The sequence below is a fragment of the Helicobacter sp. 16-1353 genome, from assembly GCF_003288815.1.
GTDB lineage: Bacteria > Campylobacterota > Campylobacteria > Campylobacterales > Helicobacteraceae > NHYM01.
The window spans coordinates 70818-86169 of the sequence record NZ_NHYM01000003.1; the positions used below are offsets into that span (position 1 = coordinate 70818).

At 31.0% G+C, this 15352-nt stretch carries 19 protein-coding genes; 3 read left to right on the forward strand and 16 right to left on the reverse strand.

Translation table 11 applies throughout. From position 1 onward, the window contains the following. Window positions 1-51: 51 nt before the first annotated feature. The 12 genes from pseB to CCY99_RS02635 all read right to left on the reverse strand — a co-directional run bounded on the left by pseB (window position 52) and on the right by CCY99_RS02635 (window position 9501). Window positions 52-1050 (reverse strand): UDP-N-acetylglucosamine 4,6-dehydratase (inverting), encoded by a 999-nt coding sequence (pseB, locus tag CCY99_RS02585; RefSeq protein ID WP_112059857.1) that lies wholly within the window; start codon window positions 1048-1050, stop codon window positions 52-54. Further along, complete coding sequence (gene mrdA / locus CCY99_RS02590; RefSeq protein ID WP_112059858.1) at window positions 1040-2854, reverse strand: penicillin-binding protein 2; 1815 nt, start codon at window positions 2852-2854, stop codon at window positions 1040-1042. Before mrdA ends, pseB begins: the two co-directional genes overlap by 11 nt. Continuing rightward, the gene (locus CCY99_RS02595) at window positions 2833-3324 is read right to left on the reverse strand and encodes a hypothetical protein (protein ID WP_181646805.1); all 492 of its coding nucleotides are present in this window, start codon (window positions 3322-3324) and stop codon (window positions 2833-2835) included. The genes mrdA and CCY99_RS02595 overlap by 22 nt, the downstream gene beginning before the upstream one ends. Further along, complete coding sequence (locus CCY99_RS02600) at window positions 3273-3737, reverse strand: N-acetyltransferase (protein WP_112059860.1); 465 nt, start codon at window positions 3735-3737, stop codon at window positions 3273-3275. The genes CCY99_RS02595 and CCY99_RS02600 overlap by 52 nt, the downstream gene beginning before the upstream one ends. Then, entirely contained in the window at window positions 3738-4379 is a 642-nt protein-coding gene (gene yihA, locus CCY99_RS02605; RefSeq protein ID WP_112059861.1) for a ribosome biogenesis GTP-binding protein YihA/YsxC, read from the reverse strand. Beyond that, on the reverse strand, window positions 4363-4860 hold the full coding sequence (locus CCY99_RS02610; protein WP_112059862.1) for an LptA/OstA family protein: 498 nt from the start codon (window positions 4858-4860) through the stop codon (window positions 4363-4365). Before CCY99_RS02610 ends, yihA begins: the two co-directional genes overlap by 17 nt. A gap of 1 nt (window position 4861) precedes the next feature. Then, window positions 4862-5407, reverse strand: a complete 546-nt coding sequence (locus tag CCY99_RS02615) for a hypothetical protein (protein ID WP_112059863.1) — start codon at window positions 5405-5407, stop codon at window positions 4862-4864. Continuing rightward, window positions 5379-5882 (reverse strand): HAD hydrolase family protein, encoded by a 504-nt coding sequence (locus CCY99_RS02620; RefSeq protein ID WP_112059864.1) that lies wholly within the window; start codon window positions 5880-5882, stop codon window positions 5379-5381. The genes CCY99_RS02615 and CCY99_RS02620 overlap by 29 nt, the downstream gene beginning before the upstream one ends. Next, on the reverse strand, window positions 5879-6451 hold the full coding sequence (gene hisB / locus CCY99_RS09440) for an imidazoleglycerol-phosphate dehydratase HisB (RefSeq protein ID WP_181646806.1): 573 nt from the start codon (window positions 6449-6451) through the stop codon (window positions 5879-5881). The genes CCY99_RS02620 and hisB overlap by 4 nt, the downstream gene beginning before the upstream one ends. A 15-nt stretch (window positions 6452-6466) precedes the next feature. Next, on the reverse strand, window positions 6467-7465 hold the full coding sequence (locus tag CCY99_RS09990) for a septal ring lytic transglycosylase RlpA family protein (RefSeq protein WP_276567372.1): 999 nt from the start codon (window positions 7463-7465) through the stop codon (window positions 6467-6469). Further along, window positions 7466-8605, reverse strand: a complete 1140-nt coding sequence (locus CCY99_RS02630) for a lytic transglycosylase domain-containing protein (protein ID WP_258443139.1) — start codon at window positions 8603-8605, stop codon at window positions 7466-7468. A gap of 113 nt (window positions 8606-8718) precedes the next feature. After that, window positions 8719-9501, reverse strand: coding sequence for a TatD family hydrolase (locus tag CCY99_RS02635; RefSeq protein ID WP_112059865.1), 783 nt, complete (start codon window positions 9499-9501; stop codon window positions 8719-8721). Between the two features lie 54 nt (window positions 9502-9555). Here CCY99_RS02635 and ribE point away from each other — a divergent pair, with 54 nt between their 5' ends. Both ribE and CCY99_RS02645 read left to right on the forward strand, forming a co-directional pair. After that, the gene (gene ribE, locus CCY99_RS02640) at window positions 9556-10176 is read left to right on the forward strand and encodes a riboflavin synthase (protein ID WP_112059866.1); all 621 of its coding nucleotides are present in this window, start codon (window positions 9556-9558) and stop codon (window positions 10174-10176) included. Then, window positions 10177-10455 carry an EscU/YscU/HrcU family type III secretion system export apparatus switch protein gene (locus tag CCY99_RS02645; protein ID WP_112059867.1) on the forward strand — a complete coding sequence of 93 codons (279 nt, stop codon included), beginning with the start codon at window positions 10177-10179 and terminating at the stop codon, window positions 10453-10455. A gap of 30 nt (window positions 10456-10485) precedes the next feature. Here CCY99_RS02645 and CCY99_RS02650 read toward each other — a convergent pair whose 3' ends face one another. Then, window positions 10486-11238, reverse strand: a complete 753-nt coding sequence (locus CCY99_RS02650) for a TIGR02757 family protein (RefSeq protein ID WP_112059868.1) — start codon at window positions 11236-11238, stop codon at window positions 10486-10488. Between the two features lie 152 nt (window positions 11239-11390). Between CCY99_RS02650 and CCY99_RS02655 the strand changes: the two genes are divergently transcribed. Continuing rightward, complete coding sequence (locus CCY99_RS02655; RefSeq protein ID WP_112059869.1) at window positions 11391-12038, forward strand: hypothetical protein; 648 nt, start codon at window positions 11391-11393, stop codon at window positions 12036-12038. Window positions 12039-12048: 10 nt separating this feature from the next. On the opposite strand, the gene CCY99_RS02660 is transcribed toward CCY99_RS02655, so the two are convergent. The 3 genes from CCY99_RS02660 to CCY99_RS02670 are packed head-to-tail and all read right to left on the reverse strand — an operon-like array spanning window position 12049 to window position 15345. Further along, window positions 12049-12345, reverse strand: a complete 297-nt coding sequence (locus tag CCY99_RS02660) for a hypothetical protein (protein ID WP_112059870.1) — start codon at window positions 12343-12345, stop codon at window positions 12049-12051. Further along, on the reverse strand, window positions 12338-13252 hold the full coding sequence (rsmH, locus tag CCY99_RS02665) for a 16S rRNA (cytosine(1402)-N(4))-methyltransferase RsmH (RefSeq protein WP_112059871.1): 915 nt from the start codon (window positions 13250-13252) through the stop codon (window positions 12338-12340). Before rsmH ends, CCY99_RS02660 begins: the two co-directional genes overlap by 8 nt. Then, entirely contained in the window at window positions 13252-15345 is a 2094-nt protein-coding gene (locus tag CCY99_RS02670; protein WP_112059872.1) for a hypothetical protein, read from the reverse strand. The genes rsmH and CCY99_RS02670 overlap by 1 nt, the downstream gene beginning before the upstream one ends. Between the last annotated feature and the right edge of the window lie 7 nt (window positions 15346-15352).

Here is a 15352-nt window from a genome sequence, read left to right on the forward strand (position 1 = left end):
ACATTAATTAACATAATTATATTTTATCCATTTTAAAGAAACAATAAAGACTTATTGTTCTAATAATGCCAATATCTCATCTTTTGTGAGCCATTTTGTATTTGTAAAGCTATTATATTCAAAATCATCACAAATAGTTTTGCCTTTTTCATTTAATAATGTATAGGAATAATCAATAGGTGAATTAAAGTTGATAGTTGGCTCTATAATATAAAAATCATCAAATTCCTTACAATGCCTCGCATCATCTCTTGGAATCATAACTTCGTGTAGTTTTTCTCCCGGACGAATACCAACTATTTTATGCGGAATCTCTGGAGCTATAGCTTTCGCTAAATCTAAAATCTTAACACTTGGAATCTTAGGAACGAAAATCTCGCCGCCTTGCATTCGCTCTAAACTTTTAAGGACAAATTCAACGCCATTATTTAATGTAATAAAGAATCTAGTCATTCGTTCATCAGTGATAGGGATAAATTCGGCTTTACTATCACGAAGTTTTTTAAAAAATGGCACGACACTTCCGCGACTTCCCACTACATTTCCATATCTAACCACGCTAAATTTGGATTTTAATACACCTTTTATATTATTTGCACTAACAAAAAGTTTATCGCTACAAAGTTTTGTCGCACCATAAAGATTTATAGGATTTGCAGCTTTATCCGTGCTAAGTGCGATAATCTCCCCTACTTCCATTTTCAAACAAGATTCTATAATATTACTTGCACCATAAATATTTGTTTTTATGCATTCCATTGGATTGTATTCGGCAATAGGGACTTGCTTTAGAGCAGCGGCGTGGATGCAAATATCAACGCCATTTAATGCAGATTGAAGTCGGTTTTCATCTCGCACATCACCGATGAAATATCGCATTCGCTTGTCATTAAATTGCAATGCCATTTCATATTGCTTTAGTTCATCTCTGCTATAGATAATCACTTTTTTTGGATTATATTTTTCTAATATCGTTCTTACAAATTCTTTGCCAAAACTACCTGTTCCGCCTGTTATTAAAATAGTTTTATCATCAATTTTATTTAGCATTATTTTTCCCTCCTACATAGCCTAGCTCTAATAGTTTTTTTGATAAGGCTGTAAGTATCGCTCCTGTTGCTTCTCCTGCACTTCCGCCGTGCTCCACTAAAATCGTTATTACATATTTTGGATTCTTATACGGCAAAAAAGCTGTCATCCAAGCGTGTGAGCGATGATAATACTCCATTTGTTTTTCTGGGATTCTGCTTATTATATCTTGTGGGATTCCAACAACTTGTGCTGTTCCTGTTTTACAAGCAAGGGTAACTGGAGAATTTCTCGTAACCCTATACGCTGTGCCATCTTCGCTATTGCAAACTTGATACATTCCTAAAGCTAAGCTTGATAATTTGCTTTTTTGAAAATCGCTTAATACATCTTTTGGGATAAATTCAACTTCTTCATCTCCTAGTTTTTTTACAAAATGTGGCGTTGGGAGTTTTGATGTTGCAATCAATGCTGTATATCTAGCAATCTGCATTGGAGTGGTTAAAAATAAACCCTGTCCAATTGAGGTTGTTATAGTATCGCCGATAAACCACGGCTCTCCTCGATTGGCTAATTTCCATTCTTTTGTTGGCAAGATTCCATTAGATTCATTGGGTAAATCAACACCAGTTATTTCCCCAAAACCCATTGTTTTAAGTGTTTTAGCCATTTTTTCATCACCTATTTTTTGGCTTAGTTTATAAAAATACACATCCACACTTCGTCTAATCGCCTTTATCAAATCTGAGCTTCCGTGCCCCTTATGCGTCCAATCGCGAAATCGCCTTCCGCCTACTTCAATAAATGCGGGTGTTTCAACTACAGTTCGCTCATTTATATCGCCATATTCTAAAAAGCTAAGCCCAACGCCCATTTTTACAACACTTCCGGGCGGGTAAGTGCCATTTATCATCTTATTTAAAAATGGATTATTTAGGCTATTTATAAGCTCATCCCACTGCTCCTTACTCATACCATTGATAAAATAATTTAGATTATATTCCGGATAACTTCCAGCCGCTAGAATCTCGCCATTATGAGCATCCATAATAATCGCTGCCCCAGCTTTATCTTTAAATGCAATATCAAGCTGTTTTTGTAATTCTATATCAATGCCTAAAGTCATATCGTGTCGTTTATTTACACTAATTTTATCAATAACCTCAACAGTTCGATGCAATACATCAACTTTTGTTTTAATATATCCTAACTCACCTTGTAAAAAATCATTGTAATATTTCTCTAAGCCCGTTTTGCCTACTAATCCAATAAATCTTAAACTCTCATCATTTGCGATTTCTTTCTCATTTGCTGCACCGATATATCCTACTACATGCGAAGCTAATGCTCCATTTGGATAGAATCTTTTTGTCGCATTAAGGATTCTAATATTATCGCTTTGGCTTAGTATCGTATATGCTTTATACATATATTCATAAGGGATAAATCTAACTATAACAATATAATTATGATTATATGGTGAATATTCTTTCAAATACGCGCTTTTAAGCTCATCTCTATCTAAATGTGGTAGAAGCGAGACTATCTTATCAATCTCATCGCTAAGTATTTTTAGATTACTTTTTCTGCCTAAATATGGGCTAAGTGATATAGAATATCCCAAATTATTAACTGCAAGAGGTTGATTATTTCTATCTAGAATCTGCCCTCGTGCTGGAGTTAGAATCTCTGTTCGCATAGTATTATGTCTTGCTTGTTCTTTAAAAGAATCGTGTGAAACAACAGCAATATAATACAATCTAGCCAATATAATCAAAAATACCGCTACAACTGTAGATAAGATTATTTTATACCGAATATCCATCTTATCACCAATATTAAAATAATTTCACATAATATATATAAAAATATCATAGGCGTCCAAATATCAATATTATCATTATAAAGAAGCATTATAAAGAAATTAATAAAAAAATATGAAATATAGATTATAGGAGCATATAGAATCTCAAATATATTAAATTTACCAAATATCTTAACTATTTTTAAAAATAATAATATATAAACTAAGATATAGATGATAAATAAGATTCCCGGATAGAATCTCTTATCTATCTCATAAACAAAAGTTACAAGGGCAAAAAAGAATAATGCATAATATCTAGAATCATTAAATAAACGAATAAAATATAAGAATAACACACCAAATAAAGGCGGTAGAAATAAATACATACTACTTAGAAAATTATAAAAAAGTAAAAAGCATAGAAATAAACTTGTATTTATATAGTTTTTATAAGTGCTATTTCGTCGCATATTGGAAATCGAATACATTTTATACAATCCGCCCATATTTTGTGGTTTGGTAGTTTTTCTTTTTCTATTTCTTTAAAGCCTAATTTCTCAAAAACAACTCTCTTGTATGTAAGTGTTAGAATCTCCTTTAAATATAGATTTTTCGCTTCATCTATAAGTGATTTTATAAGCATTGTGGCGATTCCTTTGCGTCTGCAATCTTCACGAACATTTAGCGACCTTACCTCGCCTAAAATCATCGAATGGATATGCAATGCACAAAATGCGATTATCTCACCTTTTTCATTCCTAACAATACTATAAGAACGAATTGCATTTGCGATTTCATCTTCGCTTCTATCTAAAATCACACCTTTTTGCACCTCAGGTAAGATGAGATTCCGCATTTCTGGAATATCAAGTAAATTTGGCTTTAGTATTATAAAATCCATTTAAACTCCATAAAGCTTATTTAAAACGACATTACGCAAGGATTCTACACTTTGTTTGTCATTATAGGAAACACAAATTTTATTTTGTTGTTTTAGCTTGTGAAAATCATTCTTAGTTAATTTATCATATTTTGTAAAAACTTCTAAAATACTGCTATCTGCCCTTAGAATATCTTTTAAAAATAAATCTATTTCATTATCAATTTGCAACATCGTGTGTCTAGAATCTATTAGATGAATGAAAAGTTTAATAGAATCTCTGGCTTTTAAAAATGTGCTTAGATTCTTATCCCAAGCATTTTTTTGTGCTTTAGAAACCTTTGCATAACCAAATCCCGGAAAATCAATAAATCTTAAATCATATACTATATTATTTTTTTTCCACGAAGATAAGAAAAAATTAATAAGCTTTGTTTTGCCCGGCGTATGGGAGGATTTAGCAAGATTTTTATTATTTAAAAGTAGATTAATTAATGTAGATTTGCCGACATTACTTCGTCCTAAAATGGCAATCTCACTATAAAGCACACTTGGAGCAGTGGATAGATTCTCAATAGATTTTATAAAGTTTGAATGTAGCACAAATATAGAATCATTAATGGATTTGCTAGAATCTTTTTGTATATTAGTTGTTTGTGGCATTATTATCTTCTATTTTTCGTTCGCTATCTTCTAATTGAAAAATAAGCTTTGCTGGTTTATTTGATGTCCCTGTAATATTTACATAACCTATATCATTATTAATTATTATTTCTTCGCCTGTAACTGAATTTATTTTATTATCTTCTATTACTTCACCATCGCCAATAAGCTTATATTCGCCATTAGTGGCATTATAAAATACCTCATTTGCTTTTCCGTGTAATTTTCTATTATCCTTTGTAACAACAACAAATGTAACCCCGCCATAGGCTGAATAATTAAGCGGGATTCTATTCTTATCAATATGAATAACCACCTTTGAAGCATATAATTCATCTTGTCCTTTTTTAATCTCTACATTATTATTTAGCTCTATAATTCCATTATTTTCATCTGCCTCAAAATTTAATGCCTTAACTTCAAGCGTATCGGCAGCATTTAAAAATAATAATGTAAAAATAACTAAAATAAAAAATCTCATATCATTTCTTTTTTCGTTGTGGTGTTAGCTTTGCTTCTATATTTTCTGCTTTTGTTATGCCATTCTTTGCATCATAATAAATATTATCACCTTTTATATCTTGGAAATTCCCTTTAATACTGAAAAATCCATCTCCCTCCATTATATTTTTATCAATACGATAAACGCCCTTTGTGGTGTAGATATTATAACCATCGCGAACATCATTCACCCCATTATCAAAAAATATGCTATCTCCTTTTTTAAGAGCGGTTGGTGCAGTTATCGTATCAAGTATATTATTACTCAATCGCTCTAATAAAACATCATAAAATTCCTCAAATTTATCAAATTGTTTTGCATTTCTAGCATTTAATTTCATTAAAAGATTTTTATTATTTACTTGATAAATCGTAAAATTATTTAACTCAATCTTTGGAATATCTCCCGGGCTAACATAAGGAGAGACAACATTCTTATCAAAAGAAAATATTATAATCACGCTTAAAATCAATAAAAAAAGAAAAAAGAATGAAACGCTATTGCCAACATTTAAGAAATTCTTCATATAAATCTTCTTTTTTTAGTATGTATTCAATAGCCTCTCTAATAGCTCCATTTCCACCTTCTTTGGTGAGATTTATAGTTACAATATTCTTAATGCCATTTGCACAATCCAATGGTGCAAAGCTAATGCCAACTTCTTTAAACATTAAAATATCATTCATATCATCGCCAATTGCCGCACAAGATTCTGTATTTAGATGTAATTTTTCTTTTAGATTCCGCACACATTGACCTTTATCTTTTATACCCATAAAGATAAAATCGATATTCAATTCCTTTGCTCTCCGCTCTACAATGGGATTACTTCGTCCTGTGATTATCGCACTTTTTTTGCCTATTTTATGCCAATACACAAGTCCTAATCCATCTTTTACATTAAAGGATTTGAATATCTCTGGAGAATCCGTATTCAATGTATAATGCAGTTTTCCATCACTCAAAGTTCCATCAACATCAATACACAAAAGCTCAATCATAAAACACCTTTTGTGGAAGGAAGTGAGATTCTATCATTGATTCTAATAGCATTTCTCAACGCCACAGCAAAACTTTTAAAAATAGCTTCGCTTATATGGTGGAGATTCCTACCGCGTCTAAAAATAATATGGGTGCTTATATTTGCATTAAAAACAATTGCTTTAAAAAACTCCTCTACTAGCTCCGCATCAAATGTCCCTATTTTCCCACTTAAAGGTGCTTCAAAAACCAAAAATGCCCTATTTGAAATATCAACAGAGGATTCTACGCAAGATTCGTCCATAACTACACTTGCAAATCCAAATCGCTCAATATTTAAAACAGGGTAAAGAGATTGATTTAAAAGCTTTCCAATTACGATTCCGCAATCCTCAATAGTGTGATGAAAATCCACTTCCAAATCGCCATTACAAGCTAATTCTAAATCAATCAAACTATGCTTAGCAAAACTATCAAGCATATGATTAAAAAATCCAATCCCCGTATCAACCTTACTTTGTCCGCTTCCGTATAGATTTAGATTCGCAGTGATATTCGTCTCTTTTGTAGTTCTCGTTAATGATTTCATTACATTCCCCTTAATTTAATCGCGGATAAAAAATCCATCAATCTTATTATCCTTAAGAAAATCTCTAGCCTCTGCTTCGCTTTTAAATCCTGTTACAAATACGCGATAAATAGGCTCATTATTCAAATCGCCATCTTTTATAATGGTGGAATAATTATTATATTTATGCGAATCTCTATAAATCTCCGCACCAGCTTTTTTCCTAAATGCCCCGATTTGGATAGCAAAATTTCCACCATCAAAGGTTTTCTCGACATTACCTGTTTTGAATTCATTTTTAAATTCATTAGAATTAACCATATCTTTTACTAATGTAGATGAACTAGCAATTTCATTTGACACAACGCCACCAAATCCAATAACTTCGATATTTACTCTTGCTGTGCCACTTTTCACCATATCAATATCTTTTGCAGCAGCAGCGGACAAATCTATTATCCTACCTTCTACAAATGGACCTCTATCATTTATACGAACAATAGTGCTTTTATTTGTATCCTTACTAACAACCTTTACAAGTGTATTCATAGGTAGTGTTTTATGGGCGGCGGTGTGGAGATGCATATCATAGGTTTCGCCATTTGAGGTTTTTTTATTATGGAAATCAGGTCCATACCAACTAGCAATGCCATCATATGTTTCACCAATACTAACTTGTTGTGGATAATACCACTTACCATTTATTTGATAAGGCTTCATAGTGGCTCTTTGAACTGCTTCTCCATCTCTAGCAGCACCTAATTTTATATTTTCTGGTGGTGGAGTTATGGTTTTTTGTAGATTTGATTGGCTACTAGATGAGCCTCCGCTAGATGTATTTCCACTATTTGTGCTATAGGTATTATCATCATAATAATATTCGCTATTATTAGAATCTGTTGGCGTATAGCGATTGAGATAATCTTGGAATCCATCATAATCCTGATATGAGCCGATTCCGCCACGATAAGTGCTAGTGCTAGCACAACCTGTAATAAATAATAATATCGCAAATGATAAAAAGATAATTTTCAATTATTTCCCCCTAAACGCATTATTTGCAATTTTATACTTACTTTGCATAAGTGGAACGATAAGCTTTTGATTTATGGATAATAATGTTTTATTTAGATTATTTGCATTTTTTAATGTAGCAATACTAATACCATATTTTCGTGAAATACTATATAAGCTATCGCCCTTTTTTACCCTATAAACAATAAAATAATTTTCTAAATCAATTTTTTTAGGTTTAAAATTCTGCTTAAAATCTAAAAGATAATCATATGGCAAATAAACATCATATTCGCCTTTGATTGGTGGGAGAAAATTATATTTAAACTGCCTATTATATTGTTGCAATTCTTTTAAATCCATCCCCGCACCTTTTGAGATAGATTCTAAACTCGTTCCAGCTGGAAGCTTAATAGAAGCTAGAGTAAGTGCCGCTCCACGATTTAAAAAATACTCTTTTTCTTCAGTTTTGAGTGTATTTATATCATTAAAGGCTATACCCATTGATATAATCATTCTTATATAATTTCTAGTTTCAGAAGGAATGTATTTTTTCTGCTCGTCCATTAACACATAAATATCATCGCTACCTGCCTCTTTTATGGCTTTTTGTAATCTACCAATGCCACAATTATACGCCATTGCAGCAAGATACCATTTGCCTGTTGCGTTATATAATGATTTAAGATATTTAATTGCAGCTTCTGTTGATTTTATAGGGTCTCTTCGTTCATCAATAAATTCATCAATTCTTAGCCCTAGTTGCCTCCCTGTTTTTGGCATAATCTGCCAGATTCCAGAAGCCTTTTTAGGAGAATAAGCACGAGGAGAGAATTCGGATTCTGCCATAGCTAGATATAAAAATTCCTGTGGAACTCCCGCATCATTTAGCATTTGTTTTAATATGGGAATGTAAGTGTAGCCTTTATCAAAACTTTCCAAGAAAGATTCCCACTTTTCGCCTTTTGTTTTTCTATGGTGCATTTCAAATAAATCTAAATCCATTTGAAATGACCTATCAATATCAAACGCTGCTAATATATTTTGACCTTTTGTTATATATTGATTTTCATAAAAATTTGCATTACTACTTGAAACTAATAAACCGATAAATGCTAACTTATAAAATAATAATTTAGATAAGTTTAGTTTAACTTTCACCAAAACCCCTGTATTTATAATTGATAAAACTAAAAATTATACTTACTTTTTCTTAAAGTTTATTTTGCTATGTTTAAACTATGCTATTTTAGGCTGGTTTTGTAAGGATAAATCTAGAATCTAAATACAGATTTTGCATTCATTGTTGTTATTGCTGCGAGTTTATTTATATCCATTTGCAATGTATTTGCAAGGTGAGAAGCGATTAGTGGAATATACTCTGGAGTGTTAGTTTTACCACGATGTGGCGTAGGAGAAAGATATGGTGCATCTGTTTCAAGAAGTAACGATTCTAGTGGAATCTCTTTTAAACTTTCTCTTAAAGAATGTGCATTTTTAAAACTCACAATACCGCCAATTCCATAGTAACACGGGCATTTTAAAAATCCAAATAGATTCATATCACCACCAAAACAATGAAAAATAACGGCATTAAGTTCATTTGCATAATCACTTAAAATAGCTTTTACATCATCGTTTGAATCTCTTGTGTGGATAATTATTGGTTTACTATTTTCTAATGCTAATTCAATTTGGTATCTAAATGCAATCTTTTGTTTTGCTTTTGTATCATTTGCTATGCTAGGATTAGAATCCAAATAATGATAATCAAGCCCTATTTCGCCGATAGCTACGCATTTAGAGTGCGATAGTGCATTTTTTAATATAGATTTAGAATCTTCATTTAGATTCTCTATTTCACTTGGATGGATTCCACTTGCAAAATAAACAATATCATATTTTTCACTTATATCAATAGCATATTGTAGGTCATTTATATTTGCCCCCGGAATTACTATCCTTTCTAAGCCCAAATCAATGGCATTTGTAATTACACTATCTAAATTATTAATATATTCCTTGCTATCCAAATGGCAATGCGTATCAATATACAATGCAAACTCCTAAGTTTTTTAGTAAAATAATAGCAAAACTTTTAAGGCATTAGTATGTTTAGTGGATTAGTTAGAAATATAGGCATTGTAAAGAATATAAACAATGAATTAATCACCATTCAAAGCGATTTAAAACCAAAAATTGGGGCTAGTATCGCTGTAAATGGTGCTTGTTTAACAGTTACTAGATTTGCAAATAATGAATTTGATGCATTATTAAGTAAAGAAACGCGAGATTTAATAGCATTAGAAAATCTTAATGGAAAAGTTCATTTAGAAGAAGCATTGAGCTTAAATGATAAGCTAGATGGGCATATAGTGCAAGGGCATATTGATTGCATAGGTGTAATAGAAAGCATACAAAAAAACCAAAATGGATTTGATTTTATAATAAAATTTAACATAAACAAAGCCCCATTAATCGTTCCAAAAGGGAGTATCGCTATTGATGGCATAAGTTTGACTATAAATTCTATAAAAAATGATAATTTTAGACTTACTATTATTCCTCATACTTTTTATGAAACATTATTTCATACATATAAGCCACAAAGACGAGTAAATATCGAAACAGATATAATAAATAGAAGCATATACCATATATTAAGCACGATGAATATAGATTCTAAGGATTCTAGGTGGAAAGTAATAGATTCTATCCTAGCGAGCTACTAAATGCCTAGTATAAATAATACAAAAAAAGCCGTAGCATTGCTTTATGGTGAGCAAACCCCCATACCAAAGATAACTGCCACAGGAAAAGATAGATTTGCATTTGCAATAATCCAAAAGGCAAAGGAATATAATATTCCCATTTTTCAAAATAAGGAATTAGTAGATTCCCTAATAAATCTTGATGTTAATGATGAGATAGATGTAGATTCCTATTTGGCTGTTGCAAAGATTCTCATATGGTTAAATGATAATGAAAACAAAATGCAATTAAGCAAATAAATATATCGTAGAATCTCCGCTTTTTATATTTTATAATATCTTTTCTTGTCCCAAACGATAAAGTGCAAAATCATATTTAATAGGGTCATTTGGGGAGAATCTCTTAAGCGAATCTGTAATATCTAATGCCGATTGCAAATCATAGGTTTTTCTAGTTAGGAGATTTAATTTTTTTGAAAGTCTAAAAGTATGCGTATCAAGCGGTAGAATCAAATCTTTTGTGCTGACTTTATCACTCCATAATCCAATATCAATATTATCATTTCTCACAAACCATCTTAAAAACATATTCCATCTTTTTAGTGGCGAAGAAGAAGTGGCTTTTATACTTTTGCGTCCAATTAGAAAATCAAGTCCTTTTGTAAGAACGACATTAGAGCGTAAGGATTCTATCATCGCATTTATTCCACTTATTACATTATTTTCCTTACTATAAGATTCTACAAAAATACGCTTTATTCCGCCATTTTGGATAATTTTATTCATACATAGAAAAATAGCTTTTATATCATCTCTATTTTGGAATCTATATAGTGGAAACTCCGCATTTAAAATGGCGTTTTCATTATCCAATAAACTAAAATCAAGTGAAAGTAATATTTTTAGAATCTGTTTAGCATTGCCATAAGATAAAAGAGCACAAATAACAGCTATTTCATCGATATTTTTCATATGCATATTTTTCTTTACCGCAAAAAGTGGGTCTGGCTTCTCTAAACTTAGCTCAAATGTAGTATTTCTTAAATGATAATGTTTATCTAATAATGATTTTAAATCCTGCATATTTTAACCTTATTATTAAATCTTAAGCTAATTTTTGGAATAAATCTTGCTTTGTTTTTCTAATATAGTATTTTAAATTATGCGATTATGCTATATAAGTTATGGTAAAATCCTTAAATAGAAAATTCTTAAATATTTGTAAGGTAGAGGTTATGCTAAAAAAATTACTAATTGTTATGATGATTTCATCTCCTATGCTATTTGCTAAAACTTTTAATTTAGAGGCATTATATGGTTTTGGTTGGCTAAATACACCACAAAAAGGGACAATTCAAGAGGGTGGTTTGCGTGCTATTTTCTACACTGAAAATTTTACGCACGAAGTTTTGGGTAGAATGACTTTTGGTTCAAATACAAAAGTGAATGATGTTAAGGCGAAATATAGCGGTTGGGAAGCCGAATATCGCTTTGGTGCTAGAATGGACGAAGATATGGCAAAGCTTGGAATGTTAGCTGGAAGTGCTTATTTGGGGCTTGGGTATCAAAGTGTTGTGCAAAGTGTTATAAATAAAACTACGACTAATTATATCTATCTGCCATTTGGATTCTGGGGTGAAGATAGCAGTGGTTTAGAGAATCTAAAAATTAGATATGGATTAAATTTTAAAGCGATGTTTTTCAATGATAATAATGACAAACAAAAATTGAAATGGGATTTTTTATTGGGCGGAAAGGTATATGCTGGTGTGGGATATAATATAGGCAATGTTGTAGATATATTTGCTCAATTATTTTTTACATATAATGCACCTATTAAGAATCTTAAACATTGGGGATTAGAAGCTGGATTGCAATTCTAGCATTTAAGCCTTATTTAATCTCCTCAATATCAAGTGTTAAGAAATTAAACTTAGTGCTTTCTAGTTGTTGTTGTAGCTCTGAGTTTTCATTTTTTAACGCTTCTTTCTGGGCTTGAAGATAGTTAATATCTCTACTTGCATAATAGATATTATTTGCAAGATATATTTTTGGCATAAATACAAGAATCACTAAAAAAAATATGCCATAAGCCACAAAAATAGCACCTAAATCAATCCCCTCATCTTCTTCTAGATTCTCTAAAAGAGCTTGTTTTTCATCTGCATTTACTTCATTTATATCATTCATAAAATCTAAAACCTCTCATTTTTGCACTTCTTGAGCGATTATTTAATGCAATTTCTTTAGCACTAGGAATAATTGGCTTTTTAGTGAGATTTACACCTTTTGCATTATTATTTCCACACTCGCATTTCATAACATTTTCATTGCAAATGCAATTTTTCGCCCAAAGCCTAAATCGCTCTTTTACTATCCTATCTTCAAGTGAATGAAATGAAATTATAGCAATTTTTGTATTTTTAAGATTCTCCGTATTATCTAAAAATCTCTCAAGCTCTTCTAGCTCATTATTTACTTCTATGCGCAAAGCTTGAAAGATTAAAGTGGCAGGGTGAATCTTGGTTTTACCCCTAGTATTTAGCTCTATTATATTGCTTAGCTCTTTTGCGGTATTTATGGGGCGATTTCTACGATAATCTAAGATTAATTTTGTGATATTATTTGGATTCTTAATCTCGCCATATTCCATAAAGATTCTATTTAATTCCTCTTTTGTGTAGGAATTTACAATCATCTTAGCATCAATCGTAGAATCTAAATCCATTCTCATATCAAGATTCTCGCTATAAAAGCTAAATCCTCTATTGGGATTATCGATTTGATACGATGATATGCCAATATCAGCTAGGATTCCAGATATTTCTTTATTTTCATTAATAATTTTTTTTATACCGATAGCAAAACTTGAATGTATCGCACTAAACCTATCACCAAAATGTGATAATCTATCATTGGCTAGATTTAATGCTTCTCTATCCTTATCAATTCCTATGATTTTTATCTTAGGATTGGATTCCAAAAGTGCTAGAGAATGCCCCCCAAGCCCAAGAGTGGCATCTACAATAAGTCCGCTTGAATCTGCAAAAAAGCCACAAACCTCATCGCATAAAACAGGAATATGATTTGGATTCATTATTTATTAAATAACTTATCTAAACCTTTTTGCAAAGCATCTTTTGCCTTATCTTGTAATTGCTGTTTTTGCTCCTCTATCTTTGTTTCAATTTTTTCTTTCTGCTCTTGGACTTTTTTATTAGATTTAAGATTTTTCAATATATCTTGACCTAATTTTTTCGTATCAAGCTTAATATTTGGATTGGCTATTTTACCGCTTACAATCGCTCCTAGCTCATAATTCTGCACTTTTAGGACAAGATTCGCATTAATATTATCGTTTTCTATGTCAATCTTTGCATCTTTTGATGTAACACTTGTATTATTGCTAAGCATATTTAAGTCTGCTGTAATTAATTTTTTATCGATAGTTCCATCGATTTTAATATTATTATAAACCTCTTTTGTGGTGTCAAATTTTAAGAGATTTTGAATTAAATTTGTTAGTTTATTTTCTGTAAATGAACCTTGATTTAATATCATCTCCATTTTGCCTTGCTGTGTTTGTGTATCGTATTGTATATCGCCGTTGATATTAGATTTAAAAAATTGTGGATATTGGAGCATATCTAGGATTCCAGTCGAATTCATATTTTTAATCATTATACTAGCTATATTATTGTTTAGATGTGCATCAAGATTCCCGCCAAAAATATCGCTTTTTAAATCCGCATATAGAGATGTTGGGGTCCATTTAATCTCTCCATTTGCATGGATACTTCCTTTTAATTCTTTTGGGGTGATAAATGCAAGCTTTTTCAAATCAAGCACATCAAGCGTATATGGTGCATTTAATGATAAATTGCTTATATTTAACACCGCATTTTTTACATTCAAATTAGCTAATTCTGTTAAAATATCCGCATTTATCAAACCATTTCCATTACTAAATGTGGCATTTGCTTTATGCGTATAAGATAAATTATTATTAAGATTTATATCAAATTCATTTTTAATGACATTTTTTTGGATATTCCCATTTAGTGTATGTGAATAATTGCCGTTTATAGCACTTGAGATTCCTTTAAAATCCAAATTTGCATTTAGCAATCCTTTAGAATAAATAGGCTTTACAAGCATATATAAAACATCTTCAATTCTTAGATTTTTGATTGTGATTAATGCATCTTTAGGTTTTGTATATTGCTCAAATGATACGGAATACATTGTATTACTTGCGGCAAAATCGCTTTTCCCCTCTACATTCATCCACTTGGCATTTCCAATTATCTTACCATCAGTTCTAAATGACCCTCGTAAAGGCATACCAACAAAAGGAGTAAATGGCGATAAATCCGCTATATCAACATCATAAGTCGAATTTGTTTTTAATGTTTTGATTATGGTGTTACCATTAGAATTAATATTTCCTATATTTGATAGAAATTCCAATTTATGTATAATATTTGTTCCATCAAAATTTGCCAATAGATTTACCGTAAATGTAGTAGATGGCACAGCTATATTAAAATCTTGTTTTACTAGATTGGTAGATACAGTGCCACTGCTAATTTTAGCCAAAGCCTGTCCTGTAAATTGTAGATTCTCATCGCCCACAATATTAGCATTTGCGTTTATTTCTCCACTTACATAAGGCTTTTTACCGACAACAGCAAGTAGTTCATCTACTTGTAGCTTTTCCAAATCTGCAATAATTTTCGTAGGTTTAAAGTTCGCTATAGTCGTTACTATCCTAAGATTCCCATTTGCGATATTACTCTTAGTATCTATCTCAATATTTGTAAATTTACCTCTAATTACATTTTCTATTAAAAAATCATTTTGTAGATTTACTCCAGCAGTTGCTAATTCTTTAATGTTTGAAGGATTTGCAATTTTGATATTTAATATCGCATCAATATCTTGCCCAATTAAAGAAAATGTTCCATTTGATGTAATATTGATATTGCTTTGAGAATTTAACTCTAATGTAAAACTCCCCCATCGTAAGTTAAAAACATCTAAACTAATTGGAATTGGTGAATATTTATCAATCTGGCTTTGGATATGTGGTTTTAGTATATTATTTCCAAACGAAGTAAATAAAAGCACAAAAACTACAACCAAAATAATAATTATTAAAAATAATAACCCTATAAAAAACTTTTTCACTTTTAAC